This is a genomic window from Brachyspira murdochii DSM 12563 (assembly GCF_000092845.1).
GTDB lineage: Bacteria > Spirochaetota > Brachyspiria > Brachyspirales > Brachyspiraceae > Brachyspira > Brachyspira murdochii.
In genome coordinates, this window is sequence record NC_014150.1 from 852,365 (window position 1) to 873,602 (window position 21,238).

The 21,238-nt window shown below is 27.6% G+C and carries 14 protein-coding genes; 6 read left to right on the forward strand and 8 right to left on the reverse strand.

Annotation, left to right across the window (positions count from 1 at the left end; translation table 11 throughout):
- Positions 1-222 precede the first annotated feature (222 nt).
- The 5 genes from BMUR_RS03620 (at position 223) to BMUR_RS03640 (ending at position 7,767) form a co-directional block, all read left to right on the forward strand.
- Positions 223-2,547 (forward strand): BspA family leucine-rich repeat surface protein, encoded by a 2,325-nt coding sequence (locus BMUR_RS03620; RefSeq protein ID WP_013113243.1) that lies wholly within the window; start codon positions 223-225, stop codon positions 2,545-2,547.
- Between the two features lie 407 nt (positions 2,548-2,954).
- Positions 2,955-5,444, forward strand: coding sequence for a ferrous iron transport protein B (gene feoB / locus BMUR_RS03625; protein WP_013113244.1), 2,490 nt, complete (start codon positions 2,955-2,957; stop codon positions 5,442-5,444).
- Positions 5,445-5,692: 248 nt separating this feature from the next.
- Complete coding sequence (locus BMUR_RS03630; RefSeq protein ID WP_013113245.1) at positions 5,693-6,544, forward strand: hypothetical protein; 852 nt, start codon at positions 5,693-5,695, stop codon at positions 6,542-6,544.
- A gap of 54 nt (positions 6,545-6,598) precedes the next feature.
- Positions 6,599-7,012 carry a hypothetical protein gene (locus BMUR_RS14715; protein WP_181039096.1) on the forward strand — a complete coding sequence of 138 codons (414 nt, stop codon included), beginning with the start codon at positions 6,599-6,601 and terminating at the stop codon, positions 7,010-7,012.
- A gap of 212 nt (positions 7,013-7,224) precedes the next feature.
- Complete coding sequence (locus BMUR_RS03640; RefSeq protein ID WP_013113247.1) at positions 7,225-7,767, forward strand: hypothetical protein; 543 nt, start codon at positions 7,225-7,227, stop codon at positions 7,765-7,767.
- A 110-nt stretch (positions 7,768-7,877) separates the two neighbouring features.
- Here the strand turns inward: BMUR_RS03640 and BMUR_RS03645 are convergent, their stop codons facing one another.
- The 7 genes from BMUR_RS03645 to BMUR_RS03675 form a co-directional block, all read right to left on the reverse strand.
- Positions 7,878-8,771, reverse strand: a complete 894-nt coding sequence (locus BMUR_RS03645) for a metallophosphoesterase (protein ID WP_013113248.1) — start codon at positions 8,769-8,771, stop codon at positions 7,878-7,880.
- 18 nt (positions 8,772-8,789) lie between these two features.
- Positions 8,790-10,850 carry an ABC transporter permease family protein gene (locus tag BMUR_RS03650; protein ID WP_013113249.1) on the reverse strand — a complete coding sequence of 687 codons (2,061 nt, stop codon included), beginning with the start codon at positions 10,848-10,850 and terminating at the stop codon, positions 8,790-8,792.
- Between the two features lie 128 nt (positions 10,851-10,978).
- Complete coding sequence (locus BMUR_RS03655; RefSeq protein ID WP_013113250.1) at positions 10,979-11,356, reverse strand: lipoprotein involved with copper homeostasis and adhesion; 378 nt, start codon at positions 11,354-11,356, stop codon at positions 10,979-10,981.
- 114 nt (positions 11,357-11,470) lie between these two features.
- Entirely contained in the window at positions 11,471-12,994 is a 1,524-nt protein-coding gene (gene lysS / locus BMUR_RS03660; protein WP_013113251.1) for a lysine--tRNA ligase, read from the reverse strand.
- A 448-nt stretch (positions 12,995-13,442) separates the two neighbouring features.
- A complete protein-coding gene (locus BMUR_RS03665; RefSeq protein ID WP_013113252.1) occupies positions 13,443-13,880 on the reverse strand; it encodes a hypothetical protein in 438 nt (145 codons plus the stop codon).
- Between the two features lie 350 nt (positions 13,881-14,230).
- Positions 14,231-15,838 carry a peptide ABC transporter substrate-binding protein gene (locus BMUR_RS03670; RefSeq protein ID WP_013113253.1) on the reverse strand — a complete coding sequence of 536 codons (1,608 nt, stop codon included), beginning with the start codon at positions 15,836-15,838 and terminating at the stop codon, positions 14,231-14,233.
- Between the two features lie 391 nt (positions 15,839-16,229).
- Positions 16,230-16,808, reverse strand: coding sequence for an RNA 2'-phosphotransferase (locus BMUR_RS03675; protein ID WP_013113254.1), 579 nt, complete (start codon positions 16,806-16,808; stop codon positions 16,230-16,232).
- Positions 16,809-16,936: 128 nt separating this feature from the next.
- Here BMUR_RS03675 and BMUR_RS03680 point away from each other — a divergent pair, with 128 nt between their 5' ends.
- Positions 16,937-17,653, forward strand: coding sequence for a gamma-glutamyl-gamma-aminobutyrate hydrolase family protein (locus BMUR_RS03680; RefSeq protein WP_013113255.1), 717 nt, complete (start codon positions 16,937-16,939; stop codon positions 17,651-17,653).
- 309 nt (positions 17,654-17,962) lie between these two features.
- Here BMUR_RS03680 and BMUR_RS03685 read toward each other — a convergent pair whose 3' ends face one another.
- The gene (locus BMUR_RS03685) at positions 17,963-21,058 is read right to left on the reverse strand and encodes a DEAD/DEAH box helicase (RefSeq protein WP_013113256.1); all 3,096 of its coding nucleotides are present in this window, start codon (positions 21,056-21,058) and stop codon (positions 17,963-17,965) included.
- Positions 21,059-21,238 lie beyond the last annotated feature (180 nt).

Below are 21,238 nucleotides of genomic sequence, written 5' to 3' on the forward strand. Positions count from 1 at the left end.
TCATAGAAAACTAAGCAATGCATGATAATTCAAGTATAGTAAAAAAAATATCAAAAATCAAATTTTATATCTCATTTTTACTATAGGATAAAATAATTTTCACAATTATTTTCTAAAGTCTGTAATAGTACTTTTTATACAATATTACTTGATTAATTATTAAGAAAAAATTGATTTTATGATTAAATGCTTTAAATGGTTTAAATATAAAAGGATAATAGAATGCTAAAATACAAACCGCAAACTTTAAAAGAATTATATAAACTAACAGAAAATGAGAATATTTATTTAGGCGATATAGATACAAGCCTTATTAAAGATATGAGCGGATTATTCTCTGGAAGTAAAAGAAAGGATTTTTCTGGAATAGAAACTTGGGATACTTCTAATGTTGTGAATATGAATTCAATGTTTTCTTTTGCATCAAATTTTAATCATAATATAAATAATTGGAATGTATCTAATGTTGAAAATATGGGGTATATGTTTAGGGATGCAGCTAAATTCAATCAGCCTCTTGATAAATGGAATGTTCATAAAGTAAAAATTATGAATTATATGTTTAATGATGCTTTTAGCTTTAATAAGGATATTTCATCTTGGAATGTTGAGAGCGTTAAAGATATGAGTTATATGTTTAGGGGATGCAGCAAATTTAATCAGACGCTCAATAGTTGGAATGTATCTAATGTTGAAAACATGTATTGTATGTTTGTACAAGCTTCGGAGTTTAATCAGCCTTTAAATGATTGGGATATATCAAATGTGAAAGATACATCATATATGTTTTATCTTGCTTCAAAGTTTAATCAGCCTCTTGATAAATGGAATGTTCATAAAGTAAAAAATATGAGTTATATGTTCGGCGGTACTTATAATTTTAATCAATATAATTCTTTAGAAAATTGGGATATTAGCCAAGTTAATTCAATGGAGAATATTTTTCAATTCTGTAATAACTTTAAAAATTTTAAAAATTTGAAATGGACTTTATATTTACATGTATTAGATGATGATTATTATGGTAATGATATTATAAAAAATAATTTAAAAGAAATTTATAAAATATCATCTGAAAGCAAAAATAAAAAAATAATAGCCTTCAAAAGAAAATTAGAAAATACTTATTATGACGAATTAAAAGATTTATCAAACTGCAAAATTTTTACAAGTATAGAAGAAGCAGAAAATTATACCAAAAAGAATTTAAATAAAAAAGATGAAAAGAAAGTTGACTTTATAAAAAAAGCTAATGTATTAATAAAAGATAAATCAAGAGAAGCTGATATAAAAGTAATAAAATACATATACTTAAAATATTTAGAATTAAAGAAATATATTTACCTTATTATTGAAATTGATTCTATTATAGATTTGCTTGATAAAGAAAGTTTTTTGAGCTTTGCTTATGATATTTATAGAGAAACAGGTAAAGAAACAGCACAATTAATTTACGGATTATATGGAGGATACGAAGCATTAGAAAAAATATACAAAAAATACGGAGAATCAAAATTATTTTTTAAGATACTATATTTAAATAAAAAAAATGAATACACAATTAAAATACTATTTAATATATATAATAATGCCCAAAAAATAGCAACAAAAAATAATGCTTTAGACATTTTAATAGAAATTGCAAGAGATAAAAAAATTCCTTTTTATAATTTAGAATTGAAATATAATTCAAATATTGGCTTTGATAAAAACAGCGAAAAAATACTTGATGAGAATTATAAATTAATATTAAACAATGATTATTCTGTAAGTATATTTGATATAAAAATGAATAAAATATTAAAATCAATTCCAAGAAGTTTAGATAATAATAAAAAAGAAGAAATAAAACATATAAGAGAACAAGCTGATAATATGATAAAAAAATTCTCATATATATTAAATAAATTACTTATTGCAGGTGATAAATACGATTATAATTTTTTCAAAGAAGTTTTTATAGATAATCCAATAATGAATAAATTTGACTTATCACTTATATGGAATTTATATGATATAAATAATAATTTTATAACAACATTCAGATATTCAGGAGACGGAAGTTATACCAACTCAGATGATAAAGAAGTAAAAATTGATGATAATACTTTTATAAGTTTGGCAAGCCCTATTGAAATGGAAGAAGAAACTATTACAAAATGGAAAAATCAATTAGAAGATTATGAATTATTGCAGCCTATAAAGCAATTAAGCATAATAAAACTTGATAGAAATAATTTGGAAAATGAAATAAACAAACTACAAAATATAGAAATCGCATACGGCACTTTTAAAGCATTTGGCACTAGATATGGAATGATGTCTTCATATACAGAATACAGGACAATAAAAGAATATAATTTAAGTCTTGATAATAGAGATACTTTTATAATAAAGGCTCAAATTGATGGTGAAGCTGATTATAAGGATAAAGTAAAAATAAATATTGAGTTTAAAAGCGATGAAAACAAAGAAATATCAAAAAGATTTATTTATACTATTCTTGTATTTATGATATGGGATTTTCGTTTAACTAATTTATTTTAAATAATAATAAAAACACTTTTTTAATAATTAATTTTGTAAAGTACAATAGTATTTGAAAATACGATGAAACTATCAATTGACAAACTTAAAAATTTTCAGCATATACTGGAACAATTTTATTTTGCCGATTTTTATCTAAATGTATTCGCTTATTCAAATGCCGAAATATAGTGTGCTTCAATGCCAATATATACAAATATATAATAAATTGAACAAATTAATTTTTTTTGCAAATTATAATTGTTTAGTTATATATTTTAATATATAAAAAATTAAGCATATTACTATTTTAATATCATCATAATAAAAATAATAAAAATACATATTAATATATTGACAATTTTAATTTAAATGTTAGAATACACAAACAATTTGTAAATATCTTATAATTTTCAAGGAGAAAATTGATGAAACTAACTGAATTGGATATTGAAGAAGGTTTTGTTGTTGATAAAGTAGCCACTGACGGTGAAATTAGACAAAGAATTATAGAAATGGGTTTTACTCCGGGGGCTAAAGGCTGGATTGTAAGAAAAGCACCTTTGGGAGACCCTATACAAGTTCATATAATGGATTATGAAATATCTTTAAGAAAGTCTGAAGCTAATGGAATCGAAGTTGATAAATCTAATTTTGAAATAAAAAAAGAAAGAGTATTAAAACCAATTGAACATAAAGAATTAAAAGAAGATGAAGCTTCATTAACTGAAAATAAAAGCGATATAGCCAAGAAGATAAAAGTTCCTTCTAACAATACAAAATTAAAAATAGCATTAGCTGGAAACCCTAATTCTGGAAAAACAACAATATTCAATGCACTAACAGGAGCAAATTATAAAGTTGCAAATTACCCCGGTGTTACTGTAGAAAAAAGACAGGCTAACATGATGTATAACGGATATACTTATGATTTGATTGATTTACCAGGTGTTTATAGTTTAAGTGCTTATTCGCAAGATGAAGTTGTTGCTTGCGATGTTTTACTTAATGAAAAGCCGGATTTTATTATAAATGTTATAGATTCTACAAACTTAGAAAGAAATCTCTATCTTACATTGCAGCTTGTAGAATTAGGTATTCCTATAGTATGCGTACTTAATATGTATGAGCATGCTGAAAAAAACGGAGTTAATATTAATGAAAAAATTTTAACAGAGCTTTTTAAACTTCCAGTAATGAAAGTACATGGCAATAAATACGAAAGTGTTGTTATGATATTAGAAAAAATAGAAGAGATGTACAAATCTGGAAACAAACTTCATCAGGATTCTGCTATAAGATACGGAGAAGAAGTTGAAAAATCTATAGAAATAATTACAAATAAAATGCAGGGTGATATAAGCAATCTTCATAAAAGATGGCTTGCTATAAAGGCATTAGAAAAAGATGAAAGAGCAATTCACTCTATAAGAAGAGAATGCAATAACGGCGGAGATGTTATAGAAACTCTAAATAAAGAAATCATAAAATTAGAAAACTCTATGAATGCCAAAACTGATTCTATAATGGCTGATAAAAGATATTCATATATAAGAGGAGCTTTGCAGGAGGCTGTTCATAGGGATAATATACAGGCATTCAACTTTACTGAGGCTGCTGATGTAATATTTTTAAATAAATGGCTTGGTCTTCCAATATTTTTAGTTGTATTATGGCTTATATTTAAGATAACATTTACAGTAGGGGCATATCCTCAGGGTTGGCTTGAAATGGGTATAGGAGCATTATCTGGTTTTGTAGGCAGTTTACTTCCAGAAGGCAGTTTAATACAGTCGGTTATTGTTGATGGTGTTATAGGAGGAGTAGGTGCTGTATTATCATTTCTTCCGCTTGTACTTATACTTTTTACAGGTATTTCATTTTTGGAAGACTCTGGATATATGGCAAGGGCTGCATTTTTAATGGACAAAATAATGCATAAATTAGGGCTTCATGGTCAGTCATTTATACCTCTTTTCTTGGGTTTCGGCTGTACTATTCCAGCTGTTATGGCAGCACGTACATTAAGAAGTAAAAAAGATAAAGTTGTAACTGTTTTAATTACTACATTTATGAGCTGCGGAGCAAGACTTCCAGTATATATACTTTTTATAGGTGCTTTCTTCGCTCCAAAAATGGCTGCTTCTGTAATGTTCAGCATATATATGATTGGCGTGTTAATGGCATTTATAATGGCATTTATATTTAGAAAAGCATTCTTCAAAGGTGAAGAAACTCCTTTTGTAATGGAGCTTCCGCCATACAGAATACCAAGAGCTAAAGCTGTACTAAGACATATGTTTGACAGAGGACTAATGTACATAAAAAAAGCTGGTACTTATGTATTTGCTGCTTCAATAATTATTTGGGCTTTGATGACTTTCCCTCAATACAAACCTACAGATGCAGATAATCAAAGATTTATGAATGAAGCTAAAACATTGATGGCAAGTCAAGGTTTAGATGTTAATGATGAAGAAGCTGTAAATACTGAGTTTGAAAGATTAGTTTCTTCTGAAGGATTAAAACATAGCTATGCTGGTAAAATAGGTACTTTTATAGAACCTGTATTAAAACCATTAGGATTTGACTGGAGAATAGGAATAGGTCTTGTAGCGGGAGGAGCTGCTAAAGAGGTATTAGTATCTACTATAGCTCAGATTAAATCCATAGAAGACGGAGATGAAGCCGTACTTACTGAATCTTTAAGAAATGATCCAGTATTCAATCCTATAGTAGCTTATACACTGCTTTTATTTGTACTTTTATACTTCCCATGTTTTGCGGCAATAGGAGTAATAGGTTCAGAAATAGGTAAAAAATGGATACCTTTCTTAATGCTTTATACATTGGCTGTTGCATGGATAGTAAGTTTTGCTTTCTATCAAATAGCTGGAAGAATAGCAGGTATTATTTAGACATAAGGATAGTTTTTTAATATAGTGTTTGGCTCAAGGCTTTGCTTATTAAAAGTGAAGTCTTGAGCTTTTTTATTAATTAAACCTTATAGATGAAATAATTTAGAAAATAAATTGTTTTAATTTTATAATTGCCTCTTTAAAAATAAAAAATTTATAAACTTAAAAATTAGTTTGTTAAATTTATTGTTTTTGGTTTTTACTTGCAAATAACTAAAATTTAAAAATATATTTTTGATTAACTATATTTGTTCAGGTATATACTAAAAATTTTTAAGTTTGTCATTTTTTTATTCAACTTTTTCCAACCGCACACCATACTTAACAGTACTTCCTTCAGTCGCAAAAGAAGCGGAGAAGTTATTGCTATATCTTCTAACAGCACTATTGAGGATTTTCCGATTAATAATTTAAGCGGACTTATAGAAAGTATTAATAAACTTGAAGATGACATAACAAAAGCCTTGAATGATACGCCTGCCTCAATTTTATTTGACAAAAGTCTTTCAAACGGATTTAGCGAGGGAGATAAAGACAAAGAAACTGAAATATCAATAATCGAAAGTTTTAGAGAAAATAAACTCACTCCTTTATACAACCTTACTGATTATTATGTTATGCTAAAGGCTTGGGATAGTGCTTTTATTGACGATATGCGTTACAAATATAGCGAATATCAAGACAAAACAGACAGCGAAATATTTAGAAGCTGGGCGGATAATTTCTCATATCAATACGGCAACTTATTTCCAGAGCCTGAGAGCATTACTCAAGACAATAATGCTAAAAAACTTGATAATTTACTTAAAGCTCAGCAATTAGGAGCTAATATAGCAGACATACAAGAAGAGCTAAACGAAAGCGAAATATTTAAGAATGAAATGGAATTAGACTCTCCGCCTCAAGGAATGGACGGAATGGAAGGATCTGAAGATGATGAGGCAATGTTTGATTATACAAAAAATGACAGCAGTATAAAGGCAGATTCTGACGCTTACAGCGGGCAGTCGCCTGATTTTAAGGAAGAAGAACACAAAAGAGATAAAGACGGTAAGTTTACAAAAGGAAGCGGAGAAAAGGATAAACAGGAAGATAAATAGGAAACTAATAACGAAGATTCAAGCAAAGAAGATAAACAAAAAGAAGAAAAAGAAATACAGGATAAAATTGATAAAGTTTATAGTTCCGATTTATCAAAAGCATGTATTTTACCAGAACTAACTACTTTTATTCAAAAAAAATATGGCTTTACTAATAAACAAATTAGCTTAAAAGAGAATATTATAATTAAAAATAATAATAGACATAATGAAATAACAGAAGAATTAGCAAAAGATATTTTATCAAATTCTCTGTATAAACCTGAATCTATTTTGAAATGGAACCCTGAAAAAGAAAATTACCATAATTTTATTACAAGAATAGGAGAAGATAAAAACACTATTGTTCTTTTAGATGTAGATGAAACAAAAGATTATTATGAGATAGTAAATTATCATATAATAGATGATGATGGATTTTTTTGGAAAAAGAAAAAAGATAAAAAAATAAGAAATAAAAAAAGCTAGCGGAGAGGACTCACATTCCCTCTATCGTATCAATTTAGTAAATACTAAATATCACGGCAGTCGAGTGAGATTTTCTGCAGTTCGCACTAGCTCTATATATTTAGTTTAACAAAGTTTTATGATAAGTCAATACGAAAATAAAAAAATATTAAACAGCGATAAACTAACTATAGTATAAATCTTTTTTCATTAATTGATTTTATACTGTAGTTATGCTTAGCTTATTTGATACAGCAAAAAGAATATTAAAATCTTTCTTTGCCGAAAGGCACCTTGCCTACGGCACGCAAAGCGTCGGTGAAGATAATTTATTCAGCATTGATAATATTTTGTCAAATACCGCCATAGGTGTGCCTTCGGCAAAAATTGAGGCACTTGTCAGAGCAATAGATAAAGGCATAAAAAAAGATTATGACAAAGTATTAAAAAGTGTGAATAAAGAAGTGCGTTCTAAATTAAAAAATGAATATAATCAATTTATAAAAAAAGGTGTGTTCAGAATTGCCCCAAGTTTACAGAAATATAAAATTGAAGATTTAAAGCCTGATTTCAGAAAGGAATTAGAAAGCAGAATAAATGTTTCATTATCATATATAACAACTCAAGACAAAAACACAATAGAAGAGATAAAAAACAGATTAATGAACTTTGCCTCAATTCCGCACCCGGACTTTCGTCATAAAAATTTAAAAGAATTAGAGTATGATTTTTGGAATGATGTACTGGGCAGTCGCCAAAAAGCTAAAAAAGTATAAAAATAATAACCTGTATCCAAAGAAATGTGGTCTCTTGCAAAGCCATATATATTAAAAATAAAATATAACTTTATTTTTTAAAAATTATAATTATTTAGGTATATATTAAATCACTTTCTCTTTAAATTTATTATAACAACTTCTGGGTATGCTAATAATCTAAAAGGCATAAGCACCGCCCCTATACCAGAGGTTACATATGCTTTCATCTTTCCATAATTCATAATGCCGTAAATTACTGGAAAATGAGGATATTCTTTATTTTTATTTAAACCTTCCCAAACCCACATAGGAAGAAAACTTATTTGAAGTCCATGAGTATGACCTGATAAAAACAAATCTATAACTTCAGTATATCCTTTGTCTTTTGCTCTTTTTAAAGGTATATTTGGTTCATGCGATAATAATATATGAAAATTATTTGACTTAATATTTTTAGTAGCTGCTTCAAAATCAACCTTATCAGTTAAAAAATCTCCCACACCGCCTATAGATATATATTCTCCCATTTCATTTGTTATAAATGAAATATTATTGTCTATAACTTTAAATCCGTTTGAATATAGAGCATTTGAAACATCATAAGTATTTTCCCAATTATCATGATTGCCTAATACAGCATACTTTCCGTATTTTGCTTCCAATCCTTTTATACCGTTAGCAAATTTCTTTGTATTTTCTTCATCATAATGACTAAACTTATGAGGAGCACTGTAAATATAATCGCCTGCAAATAATATTATATCTGGTTTTTCATTGTTTATCAAAGCAGACATATTCTTTACATGACTTTCAGGTATATAAAGCCCTGCATGCATATCGGCTGCTAAAGCAATTTTTGTATTGTCAAAACTTTCAGGTAAATCTTCAAACTCTAATGTAATATATCTTACTCTCAAAGAATGAGCAGTTTTATACATATACAAAGTTATACAAATAAATAATACTATAACAATTAAAAATATTATCTTATTTCTCTTTGATATTTTTTGTAAAAAATTCATTTTTAATCCTCAAACTCATTATATATTATTATAGTTAGATATTAAAAGAGATAATACAAAAGAAAGTACAGATATAGATATACTAAATAATAAAAACTTCAAACTAAAAGGAATAAGTATAAATATAATCAATACAGATACTACAATAGAAGATAGTAAAGACACTAAATATAATACATTTAATAATACCTTTTTATACCAGCCCATTATAAACTTTGATAAACGCCTGTGAAAAATAGATAGTATTGACGAAGACAGCAAAGATAAAGTAAATGCTAAAGATATTATAAACAAAATAACAATGTTTTTATCTAATCCGCTATGTTCTGTATAATACTCTTCGTTTGCAGATACAGCCCTCAAATTATTACTATTTACAAAATCACTTTTAGCTAAAAGAGAATACATATTATCATTATCAGAAAAAACTATTATACTTTCATTATATGGAGATTTATCGCCTTCTTTTAAGTGTATAAAACTATTCATAGCAGTAATGTCTCCTATAATATCATAATTTCTATCTTTCAAATCATATATACCGCTCACATAAAAATATCCGGTTTCAAGCCAGCCTCTTGAAGCTTTTGCTATTAATGACAAAGCATCTCCTATTTTTAAGTTTAAATAATTAGCCAAATCTTTTCCTATAATGATTTCTCTTTTAGGACTTTCAAATATTTCTCCTTCTATTATAATATTAGATATGCTAAGTCCGCTTTCCAATATATTTTTTTCATAAGTATATACTCTTGAAGCTATACTTCCAGTTCTTATAACTACGCCAACTGGAAAATTAAATACCCTTTCAATTTCTGCATATCTGTCATATGATTCTATTTCTCTATAGAGCATATTATATATATTATCATCTACAGAGCCATTAAATAAAAATGTATTTTCTGAGGTATTATCCTTTACTATCCTCACAATGCTTTCTAATTTTTTATTATTAGAAATATTATTTGTAAATGAAATAAATGACAAATATAATAATATAAAAACTAAAGCATAAGTAAATGATAAACCTATTACTATAAGCAAATTTTTGTTTTTATTATAATTTTCTTCTTTTACTATAAATAGATTCTCTAAAATATTATATTTCAAATTGGACGATAAAACTGATAATATATTTACAGCAAGCATACAGGCATATATATAATTAAATATAAAATCTGTTTTATAATACAGCTTTACAATAATAAAATATATAATAAATGATATTATAAAACCAATAAAAGAAAATAATACTTTGCTTTTTAATAATATTTTATATGTGCGTACTGTATATGAATTAATAAATAAAAATACTGAAAACAATACGAATAAATACACTAATAATATATAAATATTAATTATTTTATTATCTTCACTTATATTATAATTTTCTCCTAAAATATCACTTTTTGAGTATATATAAAAATCATCACCAAAAATAGTTTTAATATCATTATTATAATTATTAAAATCCATTATATTTTTTTTAACATAAACTTCAGTTGCAGCATCTTTCATTCCTATAAAATTATTCAAATTATCAATATCTATTAAAGCATAATTGTAATCTAGTTTTTCTGATATTTCTATAATAGTATATTCTTCAGCATTATAATGACCTGTTTTTGTAATGAGTTTTAGTATAACAGTATCGTTAGTATTAACATCTAAAACAGAAGCTATTGATTTACTTATTATTATAGAATTACTTGAATCAAAATTTTTTGCTGTTTCATTCTTTAATATATCAAAAACTTCATTATCGTTTTTTATATCAATACCATTTATAACAATCTCTTCTTCGCCTATATATGATATAAGACTAGCACGATATTTTAGCCTTGCAGTTATAGGATTTGATTTAAATACTTCTTTTAATTTATTCACCTTATCTTTATAATCATATATATAGTACTCATCTAAAGCATAGTCTCTTGAGTTTTTATAATTTGTATTCATTATATTAATATAGCTTAAAGATGTATCAGTGTCTTTATTAGTAGAATAATTTATAGTTAAAAATGCAGTTAAAGTTATTATTATAGATATTATTAATGTTAATATATTACTCTTTATCATAATTTACCTATTATCCAATACAAAAATTATTTAATTTTTATGATTATATCTTAATAAGCATTTTTGTAAATAGTAAATATTATTTTTTGATAATGATAGATTTTTTAATAAAAAAACAAATTATAATATTATAATAATGAAGAAGCCCTATTAGTGTCAAACAAGATAATTTTTGTAACTATAAAAAATGTTTCTGTAGTACTTTTTTCTCTGCCTTCTCTCTCTTCTAAATATCCCTCAGCCTTGAGATAAACTTTTGTAGGACCTTCAAAATTAAAACTTAAAAACTCTCTTTCAAGATTATAATATTCTCCTTCAGCTGGAATCTGATAATTGCTTGAAGAAGCATAATCAATAAAATATGATGATCCTGTGAGACATATAAAATCTCCTTCAAACACTTTATATTCTCTTGGTTTACTATTTAATTTTGAATTATTTTTATTACTGCAATTACTAAAAGAAAATAAAAGAGTAATAATAAAAACAAAATAAATTATTTTCATTTTTTATCCTTTAATATTTTAATGCTGCTTTATTATATATAAAACATATTAATAATAAAAAAGGAATACCAAAAAATGATATTCCTTTTAATTATTTTTAATAGCAATCTATTATTACTGATCTGATTTTCTCATTTGAGGGAAAAGAATAGTATCTCTAATACTAGCAGCATTCAAGAATAGTATAGCCATTCTGTCAATACCTATTCCAAGACCGCCTGTAGGAGGAAGTCCGTATTCTAAGGCATTGATATAGTCCAAATCCATATCCATAGTTTCATCTTCGCCTCTTGCTTTAGCTTTTAGCTGTTCTTCAAAACGTTCTTTTTGATCCACTGGATCATTAAGTTCGCTGAAACCATTAGACAACTCCATTCCTCCTATAAATAGTTCATATCTTTCTGTGATATCTGGATTGTCAGGATATGATTTTGAAAGAGGAGAAACTGCTTTAGGATAATTAATAACAAATGTAGGCTGTATTAATTTTTCTTCAACTCTGTCTTCAAATACAGCAACCATAACTTCCCATTTTGTAGGTTTAGTTTTTGAAGTATCTATTTCTACACCTATTGATTTTGCTTTTTCTATTGCTTCATCATCTGACTCTATTGCATTAAAATCAAGTCCAGAATGTTCTTTAACCAAATCTACCATAGGAACTCTTGCAAATGGAGGCTTAAAGTTAATCTCATAATCTTTATACACCGAAGTATATTTTCCATTTAGTTTATAGCATACTTTAGAAAAAACATCTTCTACCAATTCCATAACCTTATAAAAGTTGGCATATGCCATATACGCTTCCATCATAGTGAACTCTGGATTATGTCTTGTAGATATTCCCTCATTGCGGAAATTTCTATTAAGTTCAAATACTCTGTCAAAACCGCCTACTACTAATCTTTTTAAATAAAGCTCTGGTGCTATTCTAAGATAAAGAGTCATATCCAAAGTATTATGATGCGTAACAAAAGGTTTTGCCTTAGCTCCGCCTATAAGAGGATGCATCATAGGAGTTTCTACTTCTAAAAAATTATGCTCTATCATTACTTCTCTTATGGCTGATATCATTTTTGAACGTTTGATAAATGCTTCTTTTACATCATCATTCATTATCAAATCAACATATCTTTGTCTGTAGCGAAGTTCTGTATCTGTAAGTCCATGAAATTTTTCTGGAAGAGGATTAAGAGATTTAGTAAGAAGTTTTAATTCGCTTGCATATACTGTTATCTCTCCAGTTTTAGTTTTAAAAACTGTACCTTTAATGCCTACTATATCGCCTATATCTATTAACTTTTTAAATACTGTATTATAAAACTCATCGCCTACCTTATCTCTTTGTATATAAGCCTGAATAGTACCCTGAGAATCTTTTATAGTTAAAAATGAAGATTTACCCATTACTCTGTAAAGCATAATTCTTCCAGCAATGGATACCTCTGTCTGATTCTTTTCTAATTCATCAAATTTTTCTGCTATATCATGAGACTTATAAGTTACATCATAGCTGTTTGGAAAAGGATTAATACCCATATTCCTTAATGTGTTTAATTTCTCTTTTCTGTTTTCTTTTTCTGCACTAGTATTTTTTTCATTTTGCGTATTTTCAGAATTATTTTGATTTTCTGACATTAAATTATCCCTCTCAAATTATTTGTTATTTGTAATGAAAATAACATTAAAAATGTTCTATAACTATATATTAAAAATAAAAAAAATTCTATAGAAAAAATCCTAAAATATATAATGATTTTTTTTAGTTTTTTATTCAAGTATTACATCAGCACTCCATACATAACGGTACTTCCTTCAATGAGGACTGACAGACATCATAAAAGAACTATGGTTTCCAAAGGACATAGAGATTCGGGCTGTTACTGCTTTATATCCGCAGGCGTAATTCCCGAAAGAGGATAGCATCACAAAAGAAGTGGAAGTTATGCAGGGCTAGCCACTGAAAATAACAAAAATATAAAAACTAATTTTTGATAAACTATATTTGTTTATATATATACTAAAATTAATATAAATGGAGAGGAATTACCCTCCCCATCAATACAGAAGAAAATAAAAAGTTTTATTATTTACTGAAAGTTACACTGCCGCTTTCGCCTTTTCCTTCTGGTACAGTAATAGTTACTTTACAATTAACAGTTTCATTATCTTTAGTAAAATTAAGACTAACATTAACTTTATAATTATCATAAGTACCAGAGCCTGAGCCATCTGTAGGAGGTATATACACTTGTTTTTCAGTTTCAAAACTGTAATCATAAGATTGTTTTTCAGATGTTAAATCCCAAGGTATTAATTCTCCATATACACCATTTAATGATGCTAATACTCCTGCGGCATCTGAAGCAATACTAAAAGATACAGATCCTTCTGAGCCAACAGACATAGTTGATGAACCGTTTTTGTATGTACCTATTAAATTTGTTGTTCTTACTTTTGAACAAGCTGTTGAAAATAAAGTTAAAGCTGTTAAAACTAAAACCATTTGTAAAATTTTTTTCATTTTGTTTTACTCCTATTTGTTTTTTTATTAATAAAAAGTTATATCTCGAGCTATAACCAATTATTTGAGAAATTAATTTTTTTGAATGCAATACCAAAAGATGTATTGCTTTATATGATATAAAAAAAATATAAAAATATTTATTTATGAATAATAAAGAAATAACAAATAAATTATTGTTAGTTACTGTAGACTGTAGACTGTAGACTGTAGACTGTAGACTTGTCTTTAATATAAGAAATTACTTTTAATATCATAGTAAATGAATTATACATTATACAATTAAAATGTCAATTAAATTTATATATAAATCATTAAAATATTGCATATTAGTATTAACTATATATATTCTATTCTATATAAGCATTTCTAAAATCATACACAGAAAATATATCGTATTTTACACCATGCAGTTTTTTGCTTTGCATAACAGTAGCCTTATCATAATATATTGGTATTATAGCCATATCCTCTTCTATAAGTATGCGTTCTGCATCATATGCTGCTTTTATTCTTATATCTTCGTTAGCATTAGTCATAGCAATATCAACTAAATAATCATAAACTGCATTAGTATATCCGCCGTCATTACCAAGTCCGTCAAGCTGAAAAAGTCTTAAATAACCAGCAGCCTGATTATAGGCTACACTAGTACCAGCCTTAATCATTTGAAAACTTCCGTCTTTTATTGACTGCAAATATGATGTGGGCTCTTCATATCTTAATTTTAAATCTATACCTAAATTATTTTTATACATGTTTTGAATAGCTTCTGCAGCAAATAAAGATGACGGATTAGTAGTTGTTATTAATTCTATAATAGGGAATTTTTTTATATCGCTGTATCCTGCATCTGCAAGAAGTTTTTTAGCCTCTTCAATATTTTTCTGATAATCACTTTCTTTTAGAGAAATATATTCTGGTGCATGCTCTCTAAAATAATTAGTTCCTATTTTTACATTTATAGGCACAAATCCGTCAGCAGCAACTCTGCCGCCGCCTAAAACATTATTGACTATATAGTTTCTGTCTATTCCAAGTGCCAATGCTTTTCTTACCAAAGGATTATTAAAAGGTTTTCGTTTCAAGTTTACCATATAGTAGGCAATAGATGTTATATCTGCCTCTCTTCCTATACCCTGCTCTATTAAAGAAGCTCTTTCATTTTCTGGAGCCTCTGGATAAAATAATATACTGTCTGCATAAATTGCCGCAACAGCAGTATTCACATCTTCCAAAAACTCAAAAGTAATTTTTTGAGCCTTTACATTATCTCTATCCCAATAATAAGGGTTTTTCTCCATCACTATTTTTACAGCCTCATCATATTCTGTTATTATATAAGGTCCGTTTCCGATATAATGATCTTTACTCAAAGCCCAATCCTCTCCGTAAGTTTCTATAATATCACTTCTCACAGGCGAAGCAATATCACTAGCCATAGCCTCTTCAAAATATGGAAGCGGTATATCAAGTTCTATCTTCAAAGTATAATCATCTAATGCATATACTCCGAGCTCTTCTAAACTCTTTTCTCCTTTCATTATACTCTGAGCATTCTTTATTATATCAAAACCTAAAGAAAACGGAGAAGCAACTTTCGGGTCTATTAATCTTCTTAATGTATAAACAAAATCATTTGCTGTAACTTCTTTGCCGTCCGACCATTTTGCATTATCTCTTAAATAAAATATATAAACAGTATTATTGCTCATAGCCTCCCAGCTTTCAGCAAGTGCAGGAATTATAGTGCCGTCTTCATCTCTTTGAGTTAATGTTTCAAAAGTATGTGTTATGTAAACTGCTGTATTTATGCCTTTAGCAAATGCTGGGTCTAAACTGCTTGGCATTCCTCCTACAGAAACTACTATACCATCATTAGATGTTTTATTATTAGCAGAACATGAAAATAAAAATATACTAGCAATAAAAATTATTATAAAAATATTCTTCTTCATAAATATTTATTCTCTTTTTTTATCAATATATATTTAATGATAAGTCAATATATAATTATGTCAACTATATTATGTTAATAAATAATATATAATTAAAAATAATGAATTTTAATAGATTTAAATTTACTTTAATCCCCGCCCTTTATAGTTTATAAGTCAATTAAAAATCAAAGCATATTTATTTTTTTATATCTATTTATAAAAAGCACACCCGCCCAAATTTTATTTAACTTATAAAAACATAATTAACGCACGGTTAGCGGCATTATATTTATATAAAAAATTATGTTATTTTAATGTGTACATAATTTTTAGTCTATATAACGTGCGTTGTGTAAGTGAAAAATATAAATAAAACCAATGTTTTTTGAATGCATTCTTATTAAAACTTCTATTCAATAATACCTAAAATATATTTTGAATCTACATAATCACAAAGCCAAACCTTATTTTCTGATAAATAAAACTTAATACCGTCTTCATACATCTGTTTAGCATTAATCTTTATTATAGCAGGTTTTCCATGACGCTCTCCAACTTTTTTGGCAATATCTTCTGTTAATGATAAATGGACATGAAGTCTTTTCATTTTTTTAATACCTTCTTTTTTTATGCTGTCTATATTATTAATTGAAGTTCCATGAAATAAAATATCTGGAGGTTCTTTTTCTTCAAACTCTAAATCTACATCTATACTATGTCCTTGATTCGCCCTTATTAAAGTATGATTTTCATTAAAACTAAATCTCTTTTTATCATTATAAAGCACCACTCTATCAAGTATATCTTTATCAATATTTTTTCCTTTTGATTTTATTTTCTCTATTAGTTCATAAACATTAGCCCATCCGTCTTTTGATAATTTAAGACCTATATACTCCGGTCTGTGCCTCAATACCATACTTATGAACTTACTAATTTTTACTTCTTCTTTAGTTAATTTATCATTATTTAATCTATCATTTATCATCTTTATTCCTAAACTTTAATAAATAAAAAATAATATCATTTGGAAATTATTTCAACTATATTAATTATAACTTGTAAAAAAATTATTTTGTTTTAATATATATCACAAATATTTTTAAGGATTGTATTATGGCTGTTATAGGTTTATCCGGAAATCTCTTATATGAAAATAGTTCTATACCAAAAGCATTTGTTAATCGTTCATATGTTGATTCTGTTATAAGGTCAAAAGGAGTGCCTTTTTTAATGCCTATTACAGAAGACGAAGAAATAATAAAGAAAATGGCTGAAAATGTTGACGGTATTATAATGACTGGAGGTGTTGATGTTCACCCTTTTAGATTTAATGAAGAGCCTATAGAAAAAATCGGTACTATATCTGCTGAAAGAGATGACTTTGATTTTAAATTGATGAAATATGCTGCTGAAATGAATAAACCAATACTTGGAATATGCAGAGGAATACAGGTTATAAATGTATATTTTGGAGGCACTTTAATACAGGATATACCTGCTCAAAGAAATACAAATATACTTCATAGCCAAACTGCAGAATATCATGTAGCCACACATAAAATACAAATAGTGAAAGATAGTATTATTTATGATATGCTTGGTGAGAGTTCAGAGGTTAATAGCTTTCATCATCAGGCTATAGATAAATTAGCTAAAGATTTTAAAGTTACAGCTGCTTCAAAGGACGGAATAGTTGAAGCTATAGAATACAAGAAAAAAGATTCTTTTATTTTAGGAGTACAATGGCACCCAGAATTAATGAGTGCTAAAAGTGTAAAAATGCAGAATATTTTTGATATGTTTGTAGAAGTATGCAGGTCAAGAAAATAATCATAAAAAATAATTTTTATATTAGACTTATTTAAAAACTAATTTTATTTATAATTGTTGGGACTAGCCAACCGCTCTGCGTGCATTCAGCAGCGAAAGGTTATATTTCAGCTAAATTTAATAATTTATTATACATGTAAAACATGGTTATTACTATTTAGTATTATTTTTAAATTTGCACTTTCGCGAAGCGTGCCTTTGGCAGCAACTTTGACAAAGTCCAATGTGGTGTGCTGCGAGCCTCGCCAAAAGTTGAGTAAAAAATTGACAAACTTAAAAATTTTTAGTATTAAAAAATTATTAACTAAATTAATTAATAAGATTCTTTACTTCGTCCCAGCTTAATTTATTTATGTCTCCCATAGAGTCACCTACAACAGTATCAATTAGTACTCGCTTTTTATTTTGAAGTTCTAATATTTTCTCTTCTATAGTGCCTCTTGTTATGAGCTTATAATTAGTTACAACGCGTTTTTGTCCTATTCTGTACGCTCTGTCAGTAGCTTGATCTTCAACAGCTGGATTCCACCATAAATCATAATGCATTACAGTATCCGCCTGAGTTAAAGTAAGTCCAGTACCTGCTGCTTTTAAGCTTAGTAAAAATACAGGTGCCTCTCCTGCATTAAATCTGTGAACTAAATCCATTCTGTCTTTTGTAGCACCGTCCAAATAAAAATAATCTATTCCCAATTTCTTGAAAGCACTACGCATAAGATTAAGCATTCTAGTAAATGAGCTAAATACCAATACACTATGTCCGCCTGAAATAGCCTCTCTTATCATCTCTATAAACATGTTAAACTTACCGCTTGTATGACTCTCCCCTCTCAAATCATCATGCATAAGTCTAGGGTGGCAGCAAACTTGTCTTAACCTTGTTAATGCTGAAAATATCTCTATATGAGACTGAGCAAAACCTTTACGTTTAACTGTTTCAAATATTTCTATTCTAGCAGCTTCAAGTATAGACATATAAAGTTCTTTTTGATCTTTTGTCAAATCGCAGTAGCTTACAACAGTATGTTTAGGAGGCAAATCTGTAAGTACATCAGTTTTTAATCTTCTTAATATAAAAGGAGCTATTCTTGTCTTTAAATTATCCAAAGCCTCGCTTGAACTATCTAATCCTGCAAGTATAGGAGCTTCATAATCTTCAACAAAATCTTTATGCTTACCCAAAAATCCCGGCATAAGAAAATCAAACATAGACCACATCTCGCTTATACTGTTTTCTATAGGCGTACCGCTTAGAGCAAGTCTTTTTAATGATTTTAAACTTTTAACCATTTTTGCATTCTGAGTATTAGCATTTTTTATATGCTGTGCCTCATCTAGTATAAGATAATTAAACTCATTTTCACTAAGTGCCTTTACATCGCGTCTTAATGTAGAATATGATATTACAGCAACATCATAATTGCTGACTGCTTTAATCTTTTTCATTCTAGTTTTTAAATTTCCTGATAATACTATTACTTCAAGAGAAGGAGCAAATTTTTTAATCTCGCATTCCCAATTAGCAACGCATGAAGTAGGAGCAACAACCAAAGAAGTAAGTTTATTGCCGTTTTCTTTTTCTTTTAGTATTGTAGCTATAGTCTGAAAACTTTTTCCAAGCCCCATATCGTCAGCAAGTATACCGTTTAATGACATATCAGCCAATTTTCTAAGCCATTTATACCCTACTAATTGATAGCTCCTGAAATCTCCTACTATAGTTTTTGGAGGTGTTTCGTCATAATCTACCCTTTTTATATTCGCTATTGTGTCTATTGCATTATCGTCCAAGTCAAGCTCTATTCCGCTGTGTTTTTCAAGCATATCGGCAAAATAAGGAGCACTAAACATAGGAAGCAAGTATCTGTTATCCTCTTTTTGCTCTATAGGATTTTCTTTAAACATCTTTGCAATATAATCTATTACTTCCAAATCTATAGGTACAAATGAACCATTTTGAAGTCTTATATATTCTTTATTTTCTACTTTTACAGCCCTTACAATATCTGATAAATCATGAAGCTCTTTAACACCTTCAAAAGAAAAATTAATCTCAAAGAAGTTAATATCTTTAGTTAAAGAAACTCTCATTTTAAGAGGCTTAACATTCAATTTTAATGATTTGAAAGATTCGCTGTAATAACAAGTCCAGCCTCTATCCTGAAGTGCCGGAAGTATTTTGTAGCATAAATAAAATATCTTCTCATCATCTGAAGTAGCAAAAGTATAATCTCCTACCTTTTCCAAATATTTTGATAATGTTCTGCAGAAATATTCTTCTTTTTCAGTATCTCTGTAAATCTCTGTAACTTCATTATCAAACATATTACTGCTTGTAAACTTACCAGAATAAGGGTCAACAGTAAAAGAACCGTATTTAAATTTAATAGTTGAAAATACATTAGTGCCGTCATAATCCAAAAATACCAATGCTTGAGCTGGAAAAGCTAATATATCATTTTCTCTAATATCTTCTGGAAGTTCTATATCATCAAAGTCTTTTTTAAGATTAGGAAGTACTCTTGAACAGAAATCTTTTATATAATCTTTTTTTACTATTATGCTGTCTTTAAAAATATTCTTTTTTATTTTAGGGTATGACGGATTAGTTTCATAAAAAATATCTTTATAAAGTATAAAATCACAGTTCTCCCCAAATGTATATACTCTATTTAAATCAACATCTTTGATGCTCAAATTAAGCACTAAATCTTTTTCTTCGTTATAATAGCTTTCTAAATGTAAGTTTAAAATTTCATCGCTGAATGTTATAACTCTACTCTCAAGCCTTATATTTGGAACATCTTTTAATAATAGCAAACATTGATATGCATTATAGTCCTTAAACCATAATTTGCCGTTTTCCTGTATTTGTTTAGCCTCAGCATACAAATTATTTAAAAATCTTATTAATTTAGCCTCTGATTTACTAAAATCTTCAAGCTCTATAGTTTTTTCAATATCTTCTATGCTTTGTTTATCGCCTATAACACATGAAAATAAGAAACTCTCAAGCTCCCCTACTCTGTACTCTTTTTTATTTTCTAAGTCTATTAATTTTAAAGAAAGCCCTAATGTTCTTTCGTTATTGTTATCCCCCCTTAAAGATAAAAGAACCGAAAGGCTGTAATATTCTCTATAAAGATTATCTCTGTAATTATCCATTAAAGGAGATCTGGTATAATAAAGCCAATTCTTACGCGAAGGATCTATTATTTGAGCGGATTCCTCTTTTTTATTTCTATCTATTCTCTTATTATCGCTTTCTGTGATAACAACACTGTTTGCTATAGTTTTGATAGAAGCCTTTGCAAGCTCATCATTTTCTTTTGCATTTGCATTAAGATTTAAAAAAGGATTATCATTTTCCTTAATTTTCTTTTTAGACTTACCCCTAGTGTTCATTCCCATAACCTTACTATATTTTTACACATCATTTTTAATGGCTTTTATGATAATAGAATTATTAATAAAAGTCAATATTTTTAATGTATAAAAAAACATGATTTTTGTAAATATGTAAAAAGCAATAGTTTAAAATATATTATGATAACTAAATTATGTTAATTAAAGAGAAAAATAGTA

Excerpts from the sequence above, each read along its gene's own strand:
- BMUR_RS03620 (WP_013113243.1), top strand. The coding sequence starts at position 223 with ATGCTAAAATACAAACCGCAAACTTTAAAAGAATTATATAAACTAACA.
- feoB (WP_013113244.1), top strand. The coding sequence starts at position 2,955 with ATGAAACTAACTGAATTGGATATTGAAGAAGGTTTTGTTGTTGATAAA.
- BMUR_RS03640 (WP_013113247.1), top strand. The coding sequence starts at position 7,225 with ATGCTTAGCTTATTTGATACAGCAAAAAGAATATTAAAATCTTTCTTT.
- BMUR_RS03645 (WP_013113248.1), bottom strand. The coding sequence starts at position 8,771 with ATGAATTTTTTACAAAAAATATCAAAGAGAAATAAGATAATATTTTTA.
- BMUR_RS03650 (WP_013113249.1), bottom strand. The coding sequence starts at position 10,850 with ATGATAAAGAGTAATATATTAACATTAATAATATCTATAATAATAACT.
- BMUR_RS03655 (WP_013113250.1), bottom strand. The coding sequence starts at position 11,356 with ATGAAAATAATTTATTTTGTTTTTATTATTACTCTTTTATTTTCTTTT.
- lysS (WP_013113251.1), bottom strand. The coding sequence starts at position 12,994 with ATGTCAGAAAATCAAAATAATTCTGAAAATACGCAAAATGAAAAAAAT.
- BMUR_RS03665 (WP_013113252.1), bottom strand. The coding sequence starts at position 13,880 with ATGAAAAAAATTTTACAAATGGTTTTAGTTTTAACAGCTTTAACTTTA.
- BMUR_RS03670 (WP_013113253.1), bottom strand. The coding sequence starts at position 15,838 with ATGAAGAAGAATATTTTTATAATAATTTTTATTGCTAGTATATTTTTA.
- BMUR_RS03675 (WP_013113254.1), bottom strand. The coding sequence starts at position 16,808 with ATGATAAATGATAGATTAAATAATGATAAATTAACTAAAGAAGAAGTA.
- BMUR_RS03680 (WP_013113255.1), top strand. The coding sequence starts at position 16,937 with ATGGCTGTTATAGGTTTATCCGGAAATCTCTTATATGAAAATAGTTCT.
- BMUR_RS03685 (WP_013113256.1), bottom strand. The coding sequence starts at position 21,058 with ATGAACACTAGGGGTAAGTCTAAAAAGAAAATTAAGGAAAATGATAAT.